Annotated in this window: 20 protein-coding genes; 13 read left to right on the forward strand and 7 right to left on the reverse strand. The window is 59.8% G+C overall.

Annotation, left to right across the window (positions count from 1 at the left end; all coding sequences use genetic code 11):
* Window positions 1-38 precede the first annotated feature (38 nt).
* The gene (locus tag ACA061_RS10875) at window positions 39-626 is read left to right on the forward strand and encodes an NAD(P)H-dependent oxidoreductase (protein WP_150616470.1); all 588 of its coding nucleotides are present in this window, start codon (window positions 39-41) and stop codon (window positions 624-626) included.
* Window positions 627-732: 106 nt separating this feature from the next.
* Here ACA061_RS10875 and ACA061_RS10880 read toward each other — a convergent pair whose 3' ends face one another.
* Entirely contained in the window at window positions 733-1,674 is a 942-nt protein-coding gene (locus ACA061_RS10880) for a class I SAM-dependent methyltransferase (protein WP_210555085.1), read from the reverse strand.
* A gap of 199 nt (window positions 1,675-1,873) precedes the next feature.
* Between ACA061_RS10880 and ACA061_RS10885 the strand changes: the two genes are divergently transcribed.
* Window positions 1,874-2,287 carry a response regulator gene (locus ACA061_RS10885; protein WP_150604556.1) on the forward strand — a complete coding sequence of 138 codons (414 nt, stop codon included), beginning with the start codon at window positions 1,874-1,876 and terminating at the stop codon, window positions 2,285-2,287.
* Between the two features lie 78 nt (window positions 2,288-2,365).
* On the forward strand, window positions 2,366-3,034 hold the full coding sequence (locus ACA061_RS10890) for an HAD-IA family hydrolase (RefSeq protein ID WP_497301477.1): 669 nt from the start codon (window positions 2,366-2,368) through the stop codon (window positions 3,032-3,034).
* Between the two features lie 146 nt (window positions 3,035-3,180).
* Here ACA061_RS10890 and ACA061_RS10895 read toward each other — a convergent pair whose 3' ends face one another.
* The gene (locus ACA061_RS10895; protein WP_497301479.1) at window positions 3,181-4,074 is read right to left on the reverse strand and encodes a LysR substrate-binding domain-containing protein; all 894 of its coding nucleotides are present in this window, start codon (window positions 4,072-4,074) and stop codon (window positions 3,181-3,183) included.
* 112 nt (window positions 4,075-4,186) lie between these two features.
* Between ACA061_RS10895 and ACA061_RS10900 the strand changes: the two genes are divergently transcribed.
* The 3 genes from ACA061_RS10900 to ACA061_RS10910 are packed head-to-tail and all read left to right on the forward strand — an operon-like array spanning window position 4,187 to window position 6,437.
* The gene (locus ACA061_RS10900) at window positions 4,187-5,209 is read left to right on the forward strand and encodes an aldo/keto reductase (protein ID WP_210701896.1); all 1,023 of its coding nucleotides are present in this window, start codon (window positions 4,187-4,189) and stop codon (window positions 5,207-5,209) included.
* A complete protein-coding gene (locus tag ACA061_RS10905; RefSeq protein ID WP_150616465.1) occupies window positions 5,206-6,003 on the forward strand; it encodes an SDR family NAD(P)-dependent oxidoreductase in 798 nt (265 codons plus the stop codon). The genes ACA061_RS10900 and ACA061_RS10905 overlap by 4 nt, the downstream gene beginning before the upstream one ends.
* 23 nt (window positions 6,004-6,026) lie before the next feature.
* Window positions 6,027-6,437 carry an SRPBCC family protein gene (locus ACA061_RS10910; protein ID WP_210555089.1) on the forward strand — a complete coding sequence of 137 codons (411 nt, stop codon included), beginning with the start codon at window positions 6,027-6,029 and terminating at the stop codon, window positions 6,435-6,437.
* 170 nt (window positions 6,438-6,607) lie between these two features.
* Here ACA061_RS10910 and ACA061_RS10915 read toward each other — a convergent pair whose 3' ends face one another.
* Together ACA061_RS10915 and ACA061_RS10920 are read right to left on the reverse strand one after the other, a co-directional pair.
* Window positions 6,608-8,002 carry a sensor histidine kinase gene (locus ACA061_RS10915; RefSeq protein ID WP_150616463.1) on the reverse strand — a complete coding sequence of 465 codons (1,395 nt, stop codon included), beginning with the start codon at window positions 8,000-8,002 and terminating at the stop codon, window positions 6,608-6,610.
* Window positions 7,980-8,663, reverse strand: coding sequence for a response regulator transcription factor (locus tag ACA061_RS10920; protein ID WP_042559723.1), 684 nt, complete (start codon window positions 8,661-8,663; stop codon window positions 7,980-7,982). The genes ACA061_RS10915 and ACA061_RS10920 overlap by 23 nt, the downstream gene beginning before the upstream one ends.
* Before the next feature lie 171 nt (window positions 8,664-8,834).
* Here ACA061_RS10920 and ACA061_RS10925 point away from each other — a divergent pair, with 171 nt between their 5' ends.
* The 5 genes from ACA061_RS10925 (at window position 8,835) to hcnC (ending at window position 13,762) form a co-directional block, all read left to right on the forward strand.
* The gene (locus ACA061_RS10925; protein ID WP_497301919.1) at window positions 8,835-9,164 is read left to right on the forward strand and encodes a YdcA family protein; all 330 of its coding nucleotides are present in this window, start codon (window positions 8,835-8,837) and stop codon (window positions 9,162-9,164) included.
* Window positions 9,165-9,355: 191 nt separating this feature from the next.
* Entirely contained in the window at window positions 9,356-10,297 is a 942-nt protein-coding gene (locus tag ACA061_RS10930; RefSeq protein WP_150604563.1) for a hypothetical protein, read from the forward strand.
* Window positions 10,298-10,789: 492 nt separating this feature from the next.
* Complete coding sequence (locus tag ACA061_RS10935; RefSeq protein ID WP_042562120.1) at window positions 10,790-11,104, forward strand: (2Fe-2S)-binding protein; 315 nt, start codon at window positions 10,790-10,792, stop codon at window positions 11,102-11,104.
* Window positions 11,101-12,510: a cyanide-forming glycine dehydrogenase subunit HcnB gene (gene hcnB, locus ACA061_RS10940; protein ID WP_497301485.1), complete on the forward strand. Its 1,410-nt coding sequence runs from the start codon at window positions 11,101-11,103 to the stop codon at window positions 12,508-12,510. Before ACA061_RS10935 ends, hcnB begins: the two co-directional genes overlap by 4 nt.
* Complete coding sequence (hcnC, locus tag ACA061_RS10945) at window positions 12,503-13,762, forward strand: cyanide-forming glycine dehydrogenase subunit HcnC (protein WP_497301488.1); 1,260 nt, start codon at window positions 12,503-12,505, stop codon at window positions 13,760-13,762. The genes hcnB and hcnC overlap by 8 nt, the downstream gene beginning before the upstream one ends.
* A gap of 157 nt (window positions 13,763-13,919) precedes the next feature.
* Here the strand turns inward: hcnC and ACA061_RS10950 are convergent, their stop codons facing one another.
* The gene (locus ACA061_RS10950; RefSeq protein WP_497301490.1) at window positions 13,920-15,728 is read right to left on the reverse strand and encodes a monovalent cation:proton antiporter-2 (CPA2) family protein; all 1,809 of its coding nucleotides are present in this window, start codon (window positions 15,726-15,728) and stop codon (window positions 13,920-13,922) included.
* A gap of 264 nt (window positions 15,729-15,992) precedes the next feature.
* Between ACA061_RS10950 and ACA061_RS10955 the strand changes: the two genes are divergently transcribed.
* Window positions 15,993-16,907 (forward strand): LysR family transcriptional regulator, encoded by a 915-nt coding sequence (locus ACA061_RS10955; protein ID WP_150604567.1) that lies wholly within the window; start codon window positions 15,993-15,995, stop codon window positions 16,905-16,907.
* Here the strand turns inward: ACA061_RS10955 and ACA061_RS10960 are convergent.
* Both ACA061_RS10960 and ACA061_RS10965 read right to left on the reverse strand, forming a co-directional pair.
* Window positions 16,897-17,664 (reverse strand): substrate-binding domain-containing protein, encoded by a 768-nt coding sequence (locus tag ACA061_RS10960; RefSeq protein ID WP_210555094.1) that lies wholly within the window; start codon window positions 17,662-17,664, stop codon window positions 16,897-16,899. The two genes, ACA061_RS10955 and ACA061_RS10960, sit on opposite strands and share 11 nt — an antisense overlap.
* Window positions 17,665-17,676: 12 nt before the next feature.
* Complete coding sequence (locus tag ACA061_RS10965) at window positions 17,677-18,969, reverse strand: MFS transporter (RefSeq protein WP_150616457.1); 1,293 nt, start codon at window positions 18,967-18,969, stop codon at window positions 17,677-17,679.
* A gap of 779 nt (window positions 18,970-19,748) precedes the next feature.
* Here ACA061_RS10965 and ACA061_RS10970 point away from each other — a divergent pair.
* Window positions 19,749-20,057, forward strand: a complete 309-nt coding sequence (locus tag ACA061_RS10970; RefSeq protein ID WP_497301493.1) for an RcnB family protein — start codon at window positions 19,749-19,751, stop codon at window positions 20,055-20,057.
* Window positions 20,058-20,116 lie beyond the last annotated feature (59 nt).

Raw genomic sequence — 20,116 nt, forward strand, 5'->3', positions numbered from 1 at the left:
ATAAGCCTTGGTCAACAATCACCAATTGGAGATTTCCCATGCACACATTGATCGTTGTCGCTCATCACGATCCTCGTTCATTGACTCATGGCGTGGCGACACAGATTGCCGAAGGTCTGACGCTGGCTGATCCGCAGAGCACCTTTGAAATCGCCGATCTCTACGCCGAAGGTTTTGAACCGCGCTTCGGCGCAGCGGATTTCGCCGTGCATCACCGCGAGGCCAGGCCGCCCGCTGATGTCCTGGCGGAACAGGCCCGTATCGATCGCGCCGACACCTTGGTGCTGGTGTACCCGGTTTACTGGTGGTCGATGCCGGCGCTGCTCAAAGGGTGGATCGACCGAGTGTTCAGCAACGGCTGGGCATTTGATTTCAGTGGCGATCTAAAGCATGTGAAGCTGCTTCAGCGCATGCGCGTGCATCTGGTTCAGCTCGCCGGGGCTGATGCGCGTACTTATGAGCGCCATGGTTACGGCGCGGCGATGAAGGCGCAGATCGAACACGGGATCTTCGATTACAGCGGCGCGACAGTGCTGAGTTCGACGTTGTTGCCTGAGTCTGAGTTACGCGATCCCAAGCAGCAGTTGGAAGTAGCCCGCGAACTCGGCAGCCAAATGCACACATAACCCCGTGTAGGAGCTGCCGAAGGCTGCGATCTTTTGATCTTGTTTTTATGGCGCAAGATCAAAAGATCGCAGCCTGCGGCAGCTCCTACAGTGGATATTTGTAGTGTCAGGAGGTGCGTTGGAAGATCAGGGCTTTGAGGCCGCTTTCGGCGTCGATGTCCGGAAACTCCGGCGGGTTTTCCAGGCGCTGCTCGAAGCGCAGACTCGGCGCCTCTTGCGTCACCCCGTCGATCAAAAAGTCCGAGCCGAACGCCGGATCATTCATGCACGCCAGCACAGTGCCCTGCGCGGTCAGCAGTTCCGGCAGGCGGCGCAGCACGCGCTGGTAATCCTTGGTCAGCAGGAAACTGCCTTTCTGGAACGATGGCGGGTCGATGATCACCAGGTCATACGGGCCGCTGTTGATCACCTTGCCCCAGGACTTGAACAAATCGTGGCCCAGGAAGCTGACCTTGCTCAGGTCATGCCCGTTCAGCCGATGATTGTCGCGGCCGCGGCTCAACGCCGCGCGGGACATGTCCAGATTGACCACATGGCTGGCGCCGCCTTCAATGGCCGCCACGGAAAAGCCGCAGGTGTAGGCGAACAGGTTCAACACCCGTTTGCCGTTGGCCTGCTCGCGTACCCAATCGCGCCCGTAACGCATATCCAGAAACAGCCCGGTGTTCTGCTTGCGGCCCAGATCGACGCGGTATTGCAAGCCGCCCTCGACGATGGTCATTTCGTCGATCTCATCTCCCAGCAGCCATTCGGCAGTGCTTTGAGGCAGATAGCGATGCTGGATCAACAGGGTATGCGCGCCGGATTGCTGCCACTGCGCCGAAGCGGTCAGATCCAGCAGCAAACGCTTGAGGTCGTCAAGCTGCTCGGGGACAGGCTCCTTGAACAGCGACACCAGCACCACGCCTTGCAACCAGTCCACGGTCAGCTGTTCCAGACCCGGCCAGCAACGCCCGCGCCCGTGGAACAGGCGACGGGTTTCGCTTGGCGCCGCCGCGAGCGCGGGCAACAAATGGGCGTGGAGGGTGGCGAGGGCTTCAGGATTCATCGATCAGGGTCGGCAAGCAAAAGGGTCGGCATTTTAACCATAATTACGTCATCGCGAACGCCTGTCGCGAACAGCCAAATACGACCTTTCGGAAAAGAGCTGTATCAAAAATGAATTTCTGCAAAAGTCGCCGCTCATACCAGATAAGCAGCGGATTTGAGCCGCTAAATCGTTAATGCAATTCAGGGAGTGCAGTTCCATGTGCCCAACACCGATGGCGGACACGCACCTTCCTGACGGATTGATTCTGGTGGTTGAGGATGATCCGTTGATTCTGGAGTTTCTCTGCGAAATTCTTCAGGAGGAAGGTTTCAAGGTCGAGCCGCAAGCCAGCGCCGACGCGGCATCGATTTATCTTGAGCAGCACGCACAGCAAGTGGCGTTGTTGCTGACCGACATCACCATGCCCGGCATTCTTAATGGCGCCGATCTGGCCAATCTGGTCGGCGATCGCTGGCCGGAAAAACCGGTGATGGTGATGTCTGGCTATGAAACGCCGGAGACCTCCGGGGTCAAGCGTCCGGTGGCCTTCATCAAAAAGCCTTGGGCTATCGGTCAATTACTGGACACTGTGGACAGCGCGTTGAAGTCGAAGGCGCCGCTGGCGCACTGACACGCCGGGTGCAACGGCCGGGCAAAGTGCTACATTGCCGGGCCAACCTGCCTGCCATTGCCAGAGGATGCGACCCTTTTGTCCGCTCACACTAGTGTTTTCGACCGCGCGTTCGGCGCGTTCCTGTTCGACATGGACGGCACCGTCCTCAACTCCATCGCAGCTGCCGAGCGTGTCTGGGCAGCGTGGGCGGTACGTCATGGCGTGGACGTCGCGACGTTTTTGCCGACCATTCATGGCGCACGTGCCATCGACACCATCCGACGTCTGAACTTGCCGGGTGTGGACGCGGAGGCGCAAGCGGCGTTCATCGCGCAAGCGGAAATCGCAGACGTTGAAGGCGTTGTCGAGATTCCCGGCGCGAGGACTTTTCTCAATAGCTTGCCCGCCGAGCGCTGGGCGATGGTGACGTCGGCCCCGCGGGATCTGGCCTTGCGCCGGATGGCAGCGGCTGGCATTCCCGCGCCTGTATTGTTGATCACCGCCGAGAATGTACAGACCGGCAAGCCGGACCCCGCCGGTTACCTGCTGGCTGCCAGCCGCTTGGGAATTGAGCCCGGCGACTGCCTGATCTTTGAAGACGCTACCGTCGGCATCCAGGCCGCCGAAGCCGCCGGCGCAGCGCTGATGATCATCACCACGACGCACCAGCATCCGCTCGAAACGTCGCACGCGACGTTGGCCCGCTACGATGCAATTAGCGTCAATGTCGACAGCACTGGCCACCTCCACCTGCAAAAAACCTGACCCACACATTCCCCCTGTAGGAGCTGCCGCAGGCTGCGATCTTTTGATCTGGTTTTTAACAGGCAAAATCAAAAGATCGCAGCCTGCGGCAGCTCCTACAGAGAATTCAGAGAATCCGGAGAGTCCGGAGAATTCAGAGAGTGCCATCATTCCTGCGGGAGGGGGTCAGTCAGGACTTTGCGAAACGTCTCCACCAACGGTCGCAAATTGATACGGTGCCACGCCGCCCATAGCGGTGTGGTAAACGCCAGCCACGGCACTTCGCGCAGCACCACACCCGGTGGCGCGTTGTGGCTCAGCCCCTTCTGAATCATCGCAATCCCCAGCCCCGACGCCACCAGCCCCAGCGCGGTAAACGGCTCGGTGGCCTGCATGCGCACATCCGGGGTGAAGCCTGCGCGGATGCACGCGCTGACAAACTCGTCGTTTGCATCCTGGCGCGGCTGCACGCCGATCCATTCCTGATCGGCCAGATCCGACGGGTTCAGCGTGGTCTGGCGGGCCAGTGGATGCTGTTCCGGCAATGCCAGCAGCATCGGATCATCCAGCACCTGAAAGCCGAGCAGATCCGGATCGTCATCGGTCGGCGGTTCGCTCACCAAGGCGATATCGAGACTACGCTGACGCAGGCCTTCCAATTGCTCGGCGGAGCTCAAGTTGTACAGCGCGACATGCACATTGGGCCGATCGACCCGCAGCACGCGCAAGGCGTTGGGCAGGACGCCGGCGTGCATGGCGTTCTCGATGTAGCCGATGCACAAGCCGCCTTCTTCGCCACGGCCCAGACGCTTGCCGAGGGATTCGAGGCGATTGGCATGAGTCAGCAAAGCACGGGTTTCAGCGAGAAAAGTCTGGCCATCGCGGGTCAGGCGTATGCGCTGCTGGCTGCGCTCGAACAGTGTCAGGCCCAGGCGTTCTTCGAGCTGGGCGATTTGTCGGCTCAGTGGCGATTGGGAAATGTGCAGGCGTTCCGCTGCGCGGCCGACGTGTTCTTCCTCGGCGACGGCGACGAAGTAGCGCAATTGGCGAATGTCGATCATGTCAGACCTCTGGGGACTCAAGTGCTGCGCATTATGTCTTGGACGGTCTCGTTATCGCAATCTAGGATTTGCTCAACGGTCACGCAGACCACGAACGAATGAGGACAATCCAATGAGCTTGAAAGACAAACTGCCCGGCCAACTGGGCTTCGGCACCGCACCACTGGGCAACATGTTCCGCGCCATCCCCGAAGAAGAAGCGCAAGCCACCGTGCATGCCGCATGGGAGGCCGGCGTGCGTTACTTCGACACCGCGCCATTTTACGGCTCGGGTCTGTCGGAGATTCGTTTGGGTGAAGCACTCAAGCAGTACAACCGCGACGACTATGTGCTCAGCACCAAGGTTGGCCGGGTCATTCTCGATGAAGTCGAAGACGCTGCCGCCCGTGACCTGGGCGAGAAGAGCGGGGTGTTCGAACACGGGCGCCCGAACAAGATCATCAACGACTACAGCGCCGACGCGACCCTGCGCTCGATTGAAGACAGCCTCAAACGTCTGCAAACCGATCGCCTCGATATCGTCTGGGTCCACGACATCGCTCAAGACTTCTACGGCGATCAATGGCTGGAATACTTCAATCAGGCCCGCACCGGCGCCTTCAAAGTGCTGACCCGTTTGCGCGAAGAAGGCGTGATCAAGGGGTGGGGCCTGGGCGTGAACAAGGTCGAGCCGTGTGAACTGACGCTGGACCTGACCGAAGCGCAGCCGGATGGCTTCCTGTTGGCCGGCCGCTACACGCTGCTCGACCACGAACGTCCGCTGCAACGCTTGATGGATTCTGCGTTGGCGCAAAACGTTGAAATCGTCGTCGGCGGGCCTTACAGCTCGGGCATTCTGGCGGGCGGCGCGCACTTCGAATACCAGAAGGCCAGCCCTCAAGTCATCGCCAAGGTCGAGCAGATCAAACGCATTGCTGCCGCTTATAACGTTGATGTGAAAGCCGCAGCACTGCAATTTTCTCTGGCCAATCCAGCGGTCGCCGCAGTGATTCCCGGGGCGAGCAAACCGGGGCGGATTGCTGAAGATGTCGCGGCACTGTCAGCGGTAATTCCTGCGGGGTTCTGGCAGGCCATGCGTGAAGCGAAACTGGTGTCCGAACGTGCACCATTGCCAATCGATGAGGTGAAAGCATGAAGATTGATCTGAGCGGGAAACTGGCAATTGTCAGCGGCAGCACCGCTGGCATTGGCTTGGGCATCAGCCAGTCGCTGGCCGAATCCGGCGCCACGGTGGTGGTGATCGGCCGCGACACGGCCAAGGTCGAACAGGCGCTGGCGAGCATTCGCCAGAAAGTGCCGGGCGCACAATTGCGCGGTCTGACCGCGGATCTGGGCACGGCGCAAGGTGCAGAAAAACTCTTCGCCGCGGAACCGAAAGCCGACATTCTGGTGAACAACCTCGGCATCTTCAATGACGTCGATTTCTTCGACGCACCGGACAGCGAGTGGACGCGCTTCTATGAAGTCAATGTCATCTCCGGCGTGCGTCTGGCGCGGCATTATGTGCCGGCGATGGTCGAACAGGGCTGGGGGCGAGTGATCTTCCTGTCTTCGGAATCCGGGGTGGCGACGCCGGCCGACATGATCAACTATGGCGTGACCAAAAGCGCCAATCTGGCGGTCTCCCACGGCTTGGCCAAACGTCTGGCTGGCACCGGCGTGACGGTCAATGCGATCCTGCCGGGGCCGACCTTCACCGATGGCCTGGAGGAGATGCTCAAGGATGCCGCCGCCGAGTCCGGCCGCAACCTGCGCGATGAAGCCGACGCCTTTGTGCGCAAGGCTCGTCCGACCTCGATCATCCAGCGCGTGGCCGATGTCGAAGAGGTCGCGCATCTGGTGACGTACATCGCTTCGCCGCTGTCCTCGGCCACCACCGGCGCCGCCCTGCGGGTCGATGGTGGTGTGGTCGACAGCCTGACTATCTGAATTTCTTGAGAGAGACGTTTTTTATGGCAACTGCATCAGCAACAATCGATATTCCGGCTTCGGCCGATCAGGTCTGGCAATTGATCGGCGGCTTCAACACGCTGCCGGACTGGCTGCCGTTTATTCCAAGCAGCGAACTGAGCGATGGCGGGCGTGTGCGCAGCTTGAAAACCGCCGATGGCGCGGTGGTGGTCGAGCGACTGCAAACGTTCGATAACGCTGGGAAGACCTACAGCTACTCGATTGAACAGGCACCGTTCCCGGCCACCGACTATCTGGCAACCATCAAGGTTGAAGCCCAAGGGCAGGGCGCGCGAGTCACCTGGTCGGGCCGCTTCAGCGCCAAAGGCGTGAGTGATGAGGAAGTGGAGGCGCTGTTCCAGGGCATTTACCAAGGTGGCCTAGAGGCGCTGCGCGCCAACTACCCGGCCTGATAGCCACAACATAAAACCTGTGGGAGCTGGCTTGCCAGCGATGGCGGTAGACCAGTCAAATTCATACCGACTGACCCACCGCTATCGCTGGCAAGCCAGCTCCCACAGGGTTTTGTGCTGTTCGCAGAGTGTGCTGGCAACCCAAAAAACTGTAGGAGTGAGCCCAATGATCAAGTCTGTGAAATCAGACTCTGCCGACAATCCAGCACCAGTTTCGCTCCGCCCACATCACTGCTGCCCACCGCCAGTTTGAAACCATGCAAGCTGACAATCGCCGCCACGATCGACAGCCCCAGGCCAAACCCGCCTTGCGGTTGCCCGGCCTCGGCGCGATAGAAACGCTGGAACACCGCTTCACGCTCGGCCTCCGGAATACCCGGCCCTGAGTCGTGCACTTCGATTCGCGTGTGCCCGGCATCATTCACCCCGCGCAAAATGACCGTGCCACCGGCGGGCGTGAATTTGATCGAATTGCTCAGCAGGTTCGCCAAAGCCTCGAACAACAACGCCCGATCACCATTGAGCGCAGGCAAGGTCTCCGGCATGTTCAGCTCAAAGCGCAGTTCGCCTTCCTCGGCCAGTGGCAGATAAAACTCGTGCAGTTCTTCCAGCAACGACACCGGATCGAGCTCGACAAAACCGGAACGGCGCTGACGATCCTCCAGTTCGGAAATCCGCAACAACCCGCGAAACCGCGCCATCAGGGTATCCGCCTCGGCCAACACCAGATCCAGTTGCGCCGCTTCTTGCGAGCCTTCGCCGGCCTGCTGTTGCATGCGATACAGCTGCGCGCGCAAGCGGGTCAGCGGTGTGCGCAAATCATGGGCGATGTTGTCGCAGACGCCTTTGACTTCGTTCATCAAGCGCTCGATGCGCTCAAGCATGGCGTTGACGATGGCGGCGAGCATGTCCAGTTCATCGCGGCGATTGGACAGCGGCAAACGGTGGGTCAAGTCCCCGGCCACGATGGACTGCGCACTCGCCTGAATCGCCCGGATGCGCCGCAACGGTCGCCGTCGCAGCAAGTGCCAACCGGCAATCCCCGGCAGAATCGTCAGCGACACTCCCCAGAACAACGCATGCAAAATGATCTTCGTCACCGCGAACAGCGAACCGTTATCGCGCAGCAACACCAGCCAGCGGCCGTCGCGGGTCTGGGTCGCGACGGCGTCGCAGCTGTCGCTGGGCAAGGTCGGATCATCGGAGTCGGCGCATTCAGCGAGCATGTGAATCTTGCCATCGAGCGGCAAGCCTTCGGGGATCTGCTGCAAGGCGCCGCTGAGGTAAACGCCTTGGGCATCGAACAGGCCGTAGGCGTCGATGCCGCGAATGTCGAAGGTCATGCTGGCGGCGAGGGCGTCTTCCAGTTGCTCACCGCGAAAGTGCGAAAACAGATGCTGGCGTTGCATCAGCGAATGTTTGGCGAGGTTGTCGAGGTAGCCGGAAACCTCGTAATACATGACCCCCATGAGGATCGCGCTCCAGGCCACGAACAGCGAACTGTACAGCGCCAGCAGGCGGCTGCTGGAAGAACGCCAACCGTCAGACGGGTTCGGCAATGACATAACCGGAGCCTCGTACCGTGCGGATCAGCGGCACATTGCCCGCCGCGTCGATTTTCTTGCGCAAACGGCCGATGTGCACGTCGATCAGGTTGGTCCCGGGGTCGAAGTGATAGCCCCAGACCTCTTCGAAAATCATCATTCGCGAGAGGATCTGGCCGCTGTTGCGCATCAGGAATTCCAGCAACTTGTACTCGGTCGGCAGCAGCGTCAGCACTTGTTCGGCGCGGCGTGCCTCGTGGCTGATCAGGTCCAGCTGCAGATCGGCGACCTGCAACGTGGTGGCCTGAGTAGCGCCGCTGTTCTGCCGGCGCAGCAAGACTTCGACGCGCGCCGCCATTTCGTCGGTGGCGAACGGTTTGGTCAGGTAGTCATCGCCACCGGCGCGCAAGCCGCGCACGCGCTCGTCGACATCGGAAAGGGCGCTGATCATCAGGATCGGCGTAGCGACGCCCATCGTGCGCAGGGTAGTGACGATGGCCAGGCCGTCGAGCTCCGGCAACATACGATCGAGAGTGATCAAGTCGTAGTTGCCGCTCACGGCACGGTCGAGGCCCTCGCGGCCATTGTCGACCCAATCCACATCGAGGCCGTGGCTGCTCAGTTCGGCGACAATTTCCCGGGCAGTCACGGCATCGTCTTCGATGGTCAAAATACGTGTCATAGGGCTGGCCTTGATCGGTTCAAACGGAATGGCAGCATTTTGCCAAGAAATTTCCGTGGCGCTTTAAATTAACTTTCATGTTGTAGCTGCCATTGGGCGGGGTCGAGGATTAATTTTCCGGAACATTGATATCATCTGGCCATAACCTCAACAGGGAGTGGTTCCGTGCGCATGTTCAATCGCTTTGGCTGGATGCCTGTTATCGCTGTGCTGCTGGCCTTGCTCAGCGCTTCGGCAGTCGCCGCCAATACTCCGTGCTCGGGCAAGAAAGGTGGAATTGATCGCTGCGACGGCGACCTGTTTCTGTGCAACGACGGCTCTATCAGTGGCTCGAAGAAAAGCTGTGCGGCGATGTACGGCAACCAGGGCCAGAGCCGACCGCAAACGCTGCTGCAAAGCGACGATGGATGCTCCTGTGGCACGGGTTCGTTTTGCACTGGGCCACGGGGTGGGGTGTACTGTCTTACCCCCAGTGGCAACAAGAGTTACAAGCGTAAGTGATCGTCTTTTGGCCAATGCATAAAACCCACCGAATTCAGCCACTTGTTGCAATTTGCAACGTCCTAAGAAGTTCAGATTTTCTAACGTGTTGAAATAAAAGGATTTATTAAATTCGCGCATCTGGCACGGTCGCTGCAATTCCTCTTCTGACGAGTTGTAACACCATTTTTCATGCCTGGAGCACTACAACAATGAATAGATCCTCTGATGGGTTTTATGCTGCCTACGAAGGAGAGTCGAGCAACGTCTCAGGGGTGTCCTGGGGCGCGATCTTCGCAGGTGCCGCGGCGGCCGCTGCACTGTCGATGATTCTGGTGCTGCTGGGCTTTGGTTTGGGTTTCTCTGCCGTTTCACCGTGGGCCGGGGAGGGCGTGAGCGCTAAGGGCCTGGGTATTTCAACGATTGTATGGCTGGCGCTGACGCAGATTATTGCTTCCGGGCTGGGTGGCTACATCGCCGGTCGCCTGCGGGTGAAGTGGGCGAACATGCACGGTGACGAAGTGTATTTCCGCGACACCGCCCATGGTTTCCTGGCGTGGTGTGTGGCGACTCTGGTCACCGCGATTCTGGTTGTTGGCTCGGTCAGCAGCGTGATCAGCGGCGGCGTGCAGGCCGGTGCCAGCGTTGCCGGTGGTGCAGCGAGCGCCATGACCCAAGCGGCCGGCACTGCTGCGGCCAATACCGATAGCAACCAGTACGGTTACTACATCGACAACCTGTTCCGCGATGACCGCCCAGCGTCCGTCAGCGATGACGCTGCACACGGCGCAGTGGCGCGGATCTTCACCCAGAGCCTGGCCAATGGTCAGCTCAGCGCTGAAGACCGCACTTACCTCGCCCAACTGGTTGCGCAACGGACCAACCTGAGTCAGGCCGACGCCGAACGTCGTGTCGATGAAGTGTATGCCCGCACTCAGAAAGCCATTGCCGACGCCAAGCTGAAAGCTCAGCAAGCCGCTGACACCGCTGCGAAAGTCGCTGCCATGACCTCGCTGTGGATGTTCGTCGCGCTGTTGGCCGGTGCGTTCTTCGCAAGCTTTGCAGCCATCTTCGGCGGTCGCCGTCGGGATGCGGTCGAGTACGTTGAAGTCGACACCTACACCACTACCTCCACACTGCCTCCAGTTCGTTAAATAGGGAGAATGACCATGCGTTCATTACTGCTGTTTTTCCTCGGTATTCCGATCCCGATCATCATCCTGATTGCGCTGTTCGTACACTGACCGATTGCTCTATTGAGGCGCATGCCTCGGCCGCTTCTACCTTCGGGTAGAAGCGGCTTTTTAATGCCTGCACATTGACCTGTAGGAGCTGCCGAAGGCTGCGATCTTTTGACTTTGTTTTTAACAAGCAAGATCAACAGATCGCAGCCTTCGGCAGCTCCTACAGGGGGGGGTGTGCAGATTTCACTGGCCTGGATCAATATTTCCGTTGGCGATATCGCCTAACGTAAATGATCCAGGCCTTTGCTGAGACATGAACTACATTGTTCTCGCGCGCACCTCGTTGCGCTGACGGAGTACCCCGCGAGCCCGCCCGAGCCAAGAATCAAACGGGCCGCCAGGTGTAGTGCGGCAAGGAGCTGACACAACCTCAACCGAACCTTTTCACGGATGAACATCGCAATGCACTGCCTAGAAAGAACCTTCGATATCCAGCCCTTGGCGCAGGCGGATATGACCGTGCACATCAACGGTCAGCCGGTCACTGCCGCCATCGGTGAAACCGTCCTCAGCGTTATCCAGTCCCTCGGCGTGCGCCAGATCGCGCGCAACGACCATGATCAGATCAGCGGCGCCTACTGCGGCATGGGCGTGTGCCAGTGCTGCCTGGTAAAAATCAATGGCCGGCATAAACGCCGTGCCTGCCAGACCGTCGTGCGCGATGGCATGCAGATCGAAACCCAAGTCAACCGCATCGCCGGGCAGGAGGTCGTATGAGCCTGCGACCGGTGATCGTCGGCGGTGGTCCGGCGGGGATGGCGGCGGCCATCGAACTGGCGCGCCATGGCGTGCGCTGCACCTTGCTGGAAGAGGCCTCGCGCCTCGGCGGTGTGGTCTATCGCGGGCCGCTGCGTGACGGCGTGCAGCTGGATTATCTCGGACCACGTTACGCCGAAGTGCTGGGCAAACTGCACGGCGAATTCCAGGAGCATTGCGGGTTGATCGACGTGCACCTGAACCATCGTGTGGTCGGCGCCGAAGGCACTCGCGCGCTGGTGGTGTTGGACGCCGACGAGCAACTGCACGAGATCGAGTATTCACAATTGTTGTTGTCGGCCGGTTGCCACGAGCGCAGCGTGCCGTTTCCCGGCTGGACACTGCCAGGGGTGATTCTGCTCGGTGGCCTGCAACTGCAAATCAAAAGTGGCGTGGTCAAACCGCAAGGCCCGGTGATTATTGCGGGGACCGGCCCACTGCTGCCGTTGGTGGCGACGCAACTGCATGCCTCGGGCGTCAAAGTTGCCGGCGTGTATGAGGCCTGCGCGTTCGGCAAGATCGCCCGCGAAAGCCTGGCGTTGCTGAACAAGCCGCAATTGTTCCTCGACGGCTTGAGCATGCTCGCCTACCTGAAACTGCACGGCATCGCGATGAACTATGGCTGGGGTGTGGTCGAAGCTCACGGCGAAGACGAACTGAAAAGCGTTAGTGTGGCGCCATACTCGCAGACCTGGACGCCGGACATGTCCCGTGTCGAGCGCTTCGAGGCGCAGACCCTGGCGGTCGGTTATGGCTTTATTCCGCGCACGCAACTCAGTCAGCAAATGGGCCTGGATCATGGCTTCAGTGATGACGGTTATCTGCGCGCCCATTCAAATGTCTGGCAGCAGAGCAACCAGCCTCGCATCCATCTGGCCGGCGACATGGGCGGGATTCGCGGTGGTGAAGCGGCGATGCTGGCCGGCAAGATTGCAGCGACGTCTATCCTGCTGCAGCGCGGTGTGCTCGACGAGGATCTGGCGCTGGTTCGCCGCGACCGCTATCTGGGCAAACTCAAAGCCATCGTGCGTTTTCGTGCGGCGGTGGATCGCTACACCGAACGCGGTGTTGGCCAGACAGCATTGCCGAACGCCGACACGGTGATTTGCCGCTGCGAACACGCGACCCGCGCCGATATCGATCTGGCGCTGGAGCAGGGCGTGCAAGACATTGCCAGCCTGAAAATGCGCACCCGCGTGAGCATGGGCGACTGTCAGGGGCGGATGTGCGTTGGCTATTGCAGCGACCGCTTGCGTCAGTCCACCGGACGCCAGGATGTCGGCTGGCTGCGCCCGCGTTTCCCGATCGATCCGATCCCTTTTTCCGCATTCCAGTCTGTCGGCACGGAGGCCGCTTCCCATGAGTAAGTTTTACGACGTGGTCATCGCCGGCGGCGGTGTGATCGGGGCGTCCTGCGCCTATCAATTGTCCAAACGCAAAAACCTCAAGGTGGCCCTGATCGACGCCAAGCGTCCGGGCAACGCGACCCGCGCGTCAGCCGGTGGCTTGTGGGCGATCGGCGAGTCGGTGGGCCTTGGGTGCGGGGTGATTTTCTTCCGCATGATGTCGGCCAACCGCAAGCGCGAAACCCAGGGCGCGGCGGTAGCGGTGGACGCCAGCACGCCGCACATCCTGCCGGAGTCGTTCTTTGATTTCGCCTTGCAGTCCAACGCGCTGTACCCGGCGCTGCACCGTGAGCTGAAAGACAATCACGGCATGGATTTCAAGTTCGAAAAGACCGGGCTCAAATTCGTGATTTATGACGATGAAGACCGGCTCTATGCCGAGCACATCGTCGGTTGCATTCCGCATCTGGCCGATCAAGTGCGTTGGCTCGATCAAGCCGCACTGCGCGAAGCCGAGCCCAGCGTCAGTCATGAAGCACGCGGGGCGCTGGAGTTTCTCTGCGACCATCAGGTCAGCCCGTTCCGCCTTGCCGATGCCTACATGGAAGGCGCGCGGCAGAATGGTGTCGATATCCTGGTCAACACCAACGTCACCGGCGTGTTGCACCACGGCACGCGGGTGACCGGCGTACAGACGGCCGAGGAGGGCGTGTTCCACTGCAAGACGCTGATCAACGCCGGCGGTGCGTGGGCGGCGGACTTGAGCGAATGGGCGACCGGCATCCGCATTCCGGTGAACCCGGTAAAAGGGCAGATTCTGCTGACTGAGCGCATGCCGAAAATCCTCAACGGCTGCCTGACCACCAGCGACTGCTACGTGGCGCAAAAGGACAACGGCGAGATCCTCATCGGCAGCACCACCGAAGACAAAGGCTTCGACGTCACCACCACCTACCCGGAAATCGCCGGGCTGGTGCAGGGCGCGGTGCGCTGCTTGCCCGAGCTTGCGGACGTCAATCTCAAACGCACTTGGGCGGGCCTGCGCCCAGGTTCGCCGGATGAGTTGCCGATTTTGGGGCCGATGCGTGGGGTGGAGGGATACCTCAATGCCTGCGGGCACTTCCGTACCGGGATTCTGACCTCGGCAATTACCGGCGTGCTGCTGGATAAACTGGTCAACGACGAGCCGCTGCCGCTGGACATCACGCCGTTTCTGGCGGATCGGTTTGAGACAGTCGCGGTCAAGCAAACACCGGAGTTAGAGCCGGCCTAAACCCAACCGCAATTACTGAATCACTGAACCCTGTAGGAGCTGCCGAAGGCTGCGATCTTTTGATCTTGCTTTTTAAAAACAAAGTCAAAAGATCGCAGCCTTCGGCAGCTCCTACAGTGAATGTGATCGATCATTCCCGCGCAGGGTTTGGCAGCAATCAGGCTTTGCGCGATTCTTCTTCAAGTTGATCCGACTCAAACAACCGTGCCAGTTCCGCCCGGGCTTCCTGGGCGGTTTGCAGGACTTTGGCTGCGTCGTCGTACACCGCGTGTTGCGCCTCCAGCACCTGTTCGTCGTGATGCTTGAAGCGTTTGATCCGCGCATCGGCCTGGGTCTGGGTCAGCCCGAGGCCAACCAGCGTGCGCCGGCTCATTTCCAGACTGGAATAGTACGTCTCACGAATCGCCTCGGCGCCGACATCGACCAAGCGATGAACGTGCTGACGGTTACGGGCCCGGGCGATGATCTTCATGTGCGGGTAGAGCTTGCGCACCACCTCGGCGGTCTTGATATTCGTCTCCGGATCATCCGTGGCGATGACAAAATATTCTGCCTCGCCGACCTTGGCTGCATGCAGAATTTCCGGGCGCATCGGGTCGCCATAGAAGACCGGCACACCACCGAAACTGCGCGACAGTTCGATGGTTTCGACCGAGGTGTCGAGGGCGACAAACTTGATGTTCTGCGCCCGCAGAATCCGCGCAACGATCTGACCCATCCGGCCCATACCGGCGATCACCACGCGCGGGGTATCCGTGTCGATGTCGCGGAATTTCTCGGGTACTTCCACCGGTTGTACTTTTGGGCTGACCAGCCTTGCGCAGAGCAACAGCAATAACGGCGTCACCGCCATCGACAGGGTGATGGTCAGCACCAGCAGGTCATACAGCCGCGGCTCGAACAGCCCCTGATCGCGCCCGATCTTGAACACCACAAACGCAAACTCACCCCCCGCCGCCAGCACGATGCCGAGGCGAATCGCACTGACCTTGTTCAAGCCACCGGCCAGACGTCCCACCACAAACAGCAACGGCAGCTTCAAACCGATCAACAACAGCGTCAGCCCCAGCACGGTAATTGGCGCGCTGAGCAACAGACTCAGATTGGCGCCCATGCCGACGCTGATGAAAAATAGCCCGAGCAGCAGACCCTTGAACGGTTCGATCTGCGCTTCCAGTTCATGGCGATATTCAGAATCGGCCAGCAGCAAACCGGCAAGAAACGCCCCCAGCGCCATCGACACACCAACAAGATCCATCAGCCACGCCGTGCCGATCACTACCAGCAACGCAGTAGCGGTAGAGACTTCCGGCAGACCGGTTTTCGCCACCACGCGAAACACCGGCCGCAACAGGTAACGCCCGCCGATCACCACCACGGCAATAACGCCGAGCACCTGCAGGCTGTGCCGTATATCGTCGGCAGTGCTGGTGTGATGATCGACACCGGCAAGCATCGGCACCAGCGCGATCAGCGGGATCGCGGCGATGTCCTGGAACAGCAGAATGGCAAACGCGAGGCGCCCGTGGGGGCTGGTCAGTTCCTTGCGCTCGGCAAGGCTTTGCAGGCCGAACGCGGTGGACGACAGCGCCAGACCGAGGCCCAGCACAATCGCGCTGTTCAGCGGCTGGCCGAAGACCGACAACGCCAGAACGCCGATCACCGACGCGGTCAGCAGCACCTGCGCCAGACCGACACCAAACACCGATTTGCGCATCACCCACAAGCGTCGCGGCGACAGCTCAAGGCCAATGATGAACAGCAGCAACACCACGCCCAGCTCAGAAATATGCGCCACGCTCTGCGGATTGCCGATCAGGCCTAGCACCGACGGGCCGATGATCACCCCGGCAAACAGATAACCAATCACCGCGCCCAATTGCAGACGTTTGGCCAGAGGCACGGTGAGCACCGCCGCGAGCAGAAAAACAACGGCGGCTTGCAACAGATTGCCTTCGTGGGGCATGGGTTTACTCCTGACAACGGTACGGCGGGGGCGACAAGGATAAGGGTTGAACCCACCTCAAACCAAATCCCCTGCTTCGGGTGTTCAACACAATCCCCCGTGTAGGAGCTGCCGAAGGCTGCGATCTTTTGATCTAGCTTTTTAAAAACAGAATCAAAAGATCGCAGCCTTCGGCAGCTCCTACATGGGGCGATTCAGATCTGTAACATATTGCATCAATTGGTTACATTTATAACCCAAGCGAATCAATCCCCGAGTCCCGCCATGGCCATCAACTTCGACCTCAACGACCTTCAAGCCTTTCGGGCGGTCGTTGAGCAGGGCAGTTTCCGCAAGGCTGCCGACACCGTGCGCCTCTCGCAACCGGCCTTGAGCCGACGCATCGAGAAGCTTGAAGACGCCCTCGGCGTGAAACTGTTCGAGCGCACCACGCGCAAAGTCAGCCTGACCCAGGCCGGGCGCGGTTTCATGCCGAGTGTCGAACGTTTGCTGGACGATCTGGACGTTGCACTGCTGGGCATCAGCGAAGTCGCCTCGACCCGATTGGGCCACGTCACCGTCGCTTGCGTGCCGTCTGCCGCGTACTACTTCATGCCGCGTGTGGTTGCGCGCTATCACCAGCAGTTTCCGCGAATCAGGATCAAAGTCCTCGACTCCAGCGCCCACGACGTATTGAGCGCCGTGGTCAATGGCGAGGCCGATTTCGGTTTGAGTTTTATGGGCACGCAGGATGCCAAAGTCGACTTCGAACCGCTTGTGCAGGAGTGCTATGTCGTGGCGTGCCGTCGCGATCACCCGTTGGCCGGGCGCAACAGCGTGACGTGGGACGAGTTCTACCAGCAGGATTACATCTCGCTGGACAAGACTTCCGGCAATCGGTTTTTACTCGATCAGGCCTTGAGCAGCGTGGTGCCGCAGCGTCAGAGCATCTGCGAAACGCGACATGTGACGACGATGATTGGCCTGGTGGAGGCAGGGTTGGGCGTAGCGGCGGTGCCGTTGATGGCGATGCCGGGGCCGGATCATCCGATCCTGACGCGGATACCGCTGACGGATCCGCAAGTGATGCGCAGCGTTGGCATTATCAAGCGCCGGGATCGCACGTTGACCCCGGCGGCACTGGAACTGGAGCGGCTGGTGGTGGAAATGAAAGTCCAGCCGCCGATTATCAACGCTTGACCGAATCCAGCCCGGTCGCCTGCACGTCAGCCTGTGCGGCCGGCGCAGCGAGGTAGGCGAGTAACGCTTTGGCCTCGACGGGATGTTGCGCGTTGACCGGAATACCCGCAGCGAAACGCGTCACCGATTGTACCGACTCTGGAATCTTCGCCACGAAACTTACTCCCGGCACGGGCAGCAATTCGCTGACCTGCTGGAAGCCCAGTTGATAATCGCCAGTGGCAACCACCGAGCCCACGGGGATTTTCGCGATCATCTTCGCCTTCGGTTTCAACTGATCTTCGATGCCGAGTTTCTTGAACAACTGCTGCTCGATGTACACGCCGCTGGCGCTGTCGGAGTAAGCCACCGATTGCGCGTCAAGCAGGGTTTTCTTCAGGCTCTCGACGTTGCTGATGTCCGGTTTCGGCGCGCCAGCGCGAACCACCATACCGATCCGCGAGTCCGCCAGTTCTACCCGCGACGCCGGGTCGACCTTGCCTTGTTTGATCAATTCGTCGAGGGCGTAGCCGACCATGATCACCACGTCGGCATGCTCGCCACGCGCGAGGCGATTGGGGATCGCCTCTGGCGCCTTGCCCATCGATGGGCCGAACTGGGTGTCGAGGGTGTTGCCGGTGGCGGTGGCGAATTTCGGACCGAGGATTTTATAGGCTGCCGTGAAGCCGCCCGAGGTCATCACGTTAACCTGTTCGGCGTGCGCCAGGGCGCTGAAAGCGAGGAGGGCGAGGGCGCCCAGATTCAACAGTTTTTTCATGGTGATGGTTCCTTATGCAGTAGCCGGTTGCAGACGGCCGCCCGCGCGGCGATAGAGATAAAGCGTGGCGAGCAACGCGCACAGCGCGCCGATGCTCATCCAGTAGCCCGGCGCGGCTTTGTCGCCGGTGTATTGGATCAAGAAGGTCGACATCGCCGGCGTGAAACCGCCGAAAATCGCTGTGGCCAGGCTGTAGGCGAGGGAGAAACCGGCGACGCGTACTTCCACCGGCATGATCTCGGTGAGCGCCGGAATCATCGCGCCGTTGTACAAACCGTAAATAAACGACAGCCACAACAGCGACAGCAGCATGTGGCTGAAACTCGGTGATTGCACCAGATACGACAGCGCCGGATAGGTCGTGGCCAAGGCCAGCAGCGACATCGCGATCAATACCGGACGACGACCGATGCGGTCGGACAACATGCCGCCGATTGGCAGCCAGAAGAAGTTCGACACACCCACCAGCAGGGTTACCAGCAGCGCATCGGACGTGCTCAGATGCAGCACGGTTTTGCCGAAGGTCGGCGCGTATACGGTGATCAGGTAAAACGCGGTGGTGGTCAGGGCGACCATCAGCATCCCGCCGAGCACCACGCCCCAGTTCTGGCCGAGGGTGCGGAACACTTCGCCCATGCTTGGACGGTGCTTGCGCGCGGCGAACTCTTCGGTTTCCGCCAGATTACGCCGCAGGAAAAAGATGAACGGGACGATCATGCAGCCGATGAAAAACGGAATTCGCCAGCCCCAATCGGCAACCACGTCCGGCGCCATCCACGCGTTCAGGGCGTAACCCAAGGCAGCTGCGACGATGATCGCCACTTGCTGACTGGCTGACTGCCACGCGGTGAAAAAACCTTTGCGGCCCGGCGTGGCGATCTCGGAGAGATACACCGACACGCCACCCAGTTCCGCACCGGCCGAGAAGCCCTGCAACAGCCGTCCGATCAATACCAGCGCCGGGGCGAACAGGCCGATGGTTTCGTAACCGGGCACCAATACAATCAATATCGTGCCGCTGGCCATGATCGACAGGGTGACGATCAACCCTTTGCGCCGACCGACATCATCGATGTAGGCGCCAAGCACAATGGCCCCCAGCGGACGCATCAGGAAGCCTGCGCCGAACACTGCAAAGGTCATCATCAGGGAGGCGAATTCACTGCTCGCCGGAAAGAACACCGCCGCGATCTGGGTGGCGTAGAAGCCGAACAGAAAGAAGTCGAACTGTTCGAGGAAGTTACCCGAGGTTACTCGGAAAATGGCACCGGCCCGTGAGCCGCCTTGTGGGATTGAGGCTGTCATAGAAAAAACTCCACCGCTTTTATGACGTGCGCTACGGGGAGGCGGCGCACGGTTTTTATTGAGGCGGATGGTGGCGCAGATGTAACAATCTGTTAATTGCATTGTTGGCATAGATTGATGTTGAAAGTGGATCAATGCTGATCGGTTCTAGGCATGCATCTTTGTGCCTGAGAACAACACAAAATTTGTGGGAGCTGGCTTGCCAGCGATGACGACCTCTGGGCCGACCATGCTCTGGGTTGTTTTGGGTGAATATCCGGTTTTTTGGTGATGGCGACTTAGGGTTCCGCCCTTACGGCGGGTCACTTTTGGCAAACGCCCCAAAAGTAACCAAAAGGTCTGTGCCCTGACGTCCGGCCCGCTCGCTAGAGCTCGGGGTTCCTTCGCTCCGGAATCCATCCGGGGCATCGATTCCGGTTTGCTTCGCTGCACCTCCTTTCGATGTTCTCCCCGGATGAATCCCTGCACTCAGCCTCCCGACGGGCCTTCCAGATCAAGAGCTACACTCGAGCTAACGCTCATTGTGTTGAGTGGTGAGAAGCGAGGGCGGTGGGGGTTGTGTTTTTGTTTTTCTGTGGGAGCTAGCCTGCTGGCGATGGTGGCCTGTCAGCCGACCTGTGTCTGTCAGGTGTACTCAAATCCCTGTGGGAGCTGGCTTGCCAGCGATGACGACCTGTCTAACGAAAGAAATCCCCCAGCCAGTCCAAACAAAAAACAAGGAATGATTTCGCCGCCGCGCAGTCGGAGTTCAGGTAGTACATATCTCTGGAGGTTCACCGATGAACAGCAAAACCCTAATCGCCAGCCTGGCCCTGGTCGCCGGCATTTCCGGGATCAGCCCGATTGTTCAAGCGGCGCAAACCTCGAACGACCCCTCCGTCCAGTCCCCCGTCAGCGATCGTGAACTAAAGATCAACGACCGCGCGCCAGACGTTTATCAACGCAGCGACAAAGCCTTGAAAAACTGGAAAGCGAAAGGTTTGAAAGCACCGGTTGAGCAAGCGCAGTGGGTGCAGATCAATGATCAGTACGTGATGGTGATGATCACCAACGGGACGATTGTCGAGATGCAGCCGGTAGAGCGTTAAGCCATTCGGTAACAATTGGCCAAGGAAGGCAGATTGCAATCGAGCACCGTTCGGGTAAA

It is taken from the genome of Pseudomonas sp. LBUM1668 (genome assembly GCF_059695715.1).

Excerpts from the sequence above, each read along its gene's own strand:
- hcnB (WP_497301485.1), top strand. The coding sequence starts at position 11,101 with ATGAGCCTGCGACCGGTGATCGTCGGCGGTGGTCCGGCGGGGATGGCG.
- ACA061_RS10900 (WP_210701896.1), top strand. The coding sequence starts at position 4,187 with ATGAGCTTGAAAGACAAACTGCCCGGCCAACTGGGCTTCGGCACCGCA.
- hcnC (WP_497301488.1), top strand. The coding sequence starts at position 12,503 with ATGAGTAAGTTTTACGACGTGGTCATCGCCGGCGGCGGTGTGATCGGG.
- ACA061_RS10910 (WP_210555089.1), top strand. The coding sequence starts at position 6,027 with ATGGCAACTGCATCAGCAACAATCGATATTCCGGCTTCGGCCGATCAG.
- ACA061_RS10970 (WP_497301493.1), top strand. The coding sequence starts at position 19,749 with ATGAACAGCAAAACCCTAATCGCCAGCCTGGCCCTGGTCGCCGGCATT.
- ACA061_RS10965 (WP_150616457.1), bottom strand. The coding sequence starts at position 18,969 with ATGACAGCCTCAATCCCACAAGGCGGCTCACGGGCCGGTGCCATTTTC.
- ACA061_RS10915 (WP_150616463.1), bottom strand. The coding sequence starts at position 8,002 with ATGTCATTGCCGAACCCGTCTGACGGTTGGCGTTCTTCCAGCAGCCGC.
- ACA061_RS10875 (WP_150616470.1), top strand. The coding sequence starts at position 39 with ATGCACACATTGATCGTTGTCGCTCATCACGATCCTCGTTCATTGACT.
- ACA061_RS10885 (WP_150604556.1), top strand. The coding sequence starts at position 1,874 with ATGTGCCCAACACCGATGGCGGACACGCACCTTCCTGACGGATTGATT.
- ACA061_RS10905 (WP_150616465.1), top strand. The coding sequence starts at position 5,206 with ATGAAGATTGATCTGAGCGGGAAACTGGCAATTGTCAGCGGCAGCACC.
- ACA061_RS10925 (WP_497301919.1), top strand. The coding sequence starts at position 8,835 with ATGTTCAATCGCTTTGGCTGGATGCCTGTTATCGCTGTGCTGCTGGCC.
- ACA061_RS10895 (WP_497301479.1), bottom strand. The coding sequence starts at position 4,074 with ATGATCGACATTCGCCAATTGCGCTACTTCGTCGCCGTCGCCGAGGAA.
- ACA061_RS10930 (WP_150604563.1), top strand. The coding sequence starts at position 9,356 with ATGAATAGATCCTCTGATGGGTTTTATGCTGCCTACGAAGGAGAGTCG.
- ACA061_RS10955 (WP_150604567.1), top strand. The coding sequence starts at position 15,993 with ATGGCCATCAACTTCGACCTCAACGACCTTCAAGCCTTTCGGGCGGTC.
- ACA061_RS10880 (WP_210555085.1), bottom strand. The coding sequence starts at position 1,674 with ATGAATCCTGAAGCCCTCGCCACCCTCCACGCCCATTTGTTGCCCGCG.
- ACA061_RS10950 (WP_497301490.1), bottom strand. The coding sequence starts at position 15,728 with ATGCCCCACGAAGGCAATCTGTTGCAAGCCGCCGTTGTTTTTCTGCTC.
- ACA061_RS10960 (WP_210555094.1), bottom strand. The coding sequence starts at position 17,664 with ATGAAAAAACTGTTGAATCTGGGCGCCCTCGCCCTCCTCGCTTTCAGC.
- ACA061_RS10920 (WP_042559723.1), bottom strand. The coding sequence starts at position 8,663 with ATGACACGTATTTTGACCATCGAAGACGATGCCGTGACTGCCCGGGAA.
- ACA061_RS10935 (WP_042562120.1), top strand. The coding sequence starts at position 10,790 with ATGCACTGCCTAGAAAGAACCTTCGATATCCAGCCCTTGGCGCAGGCG.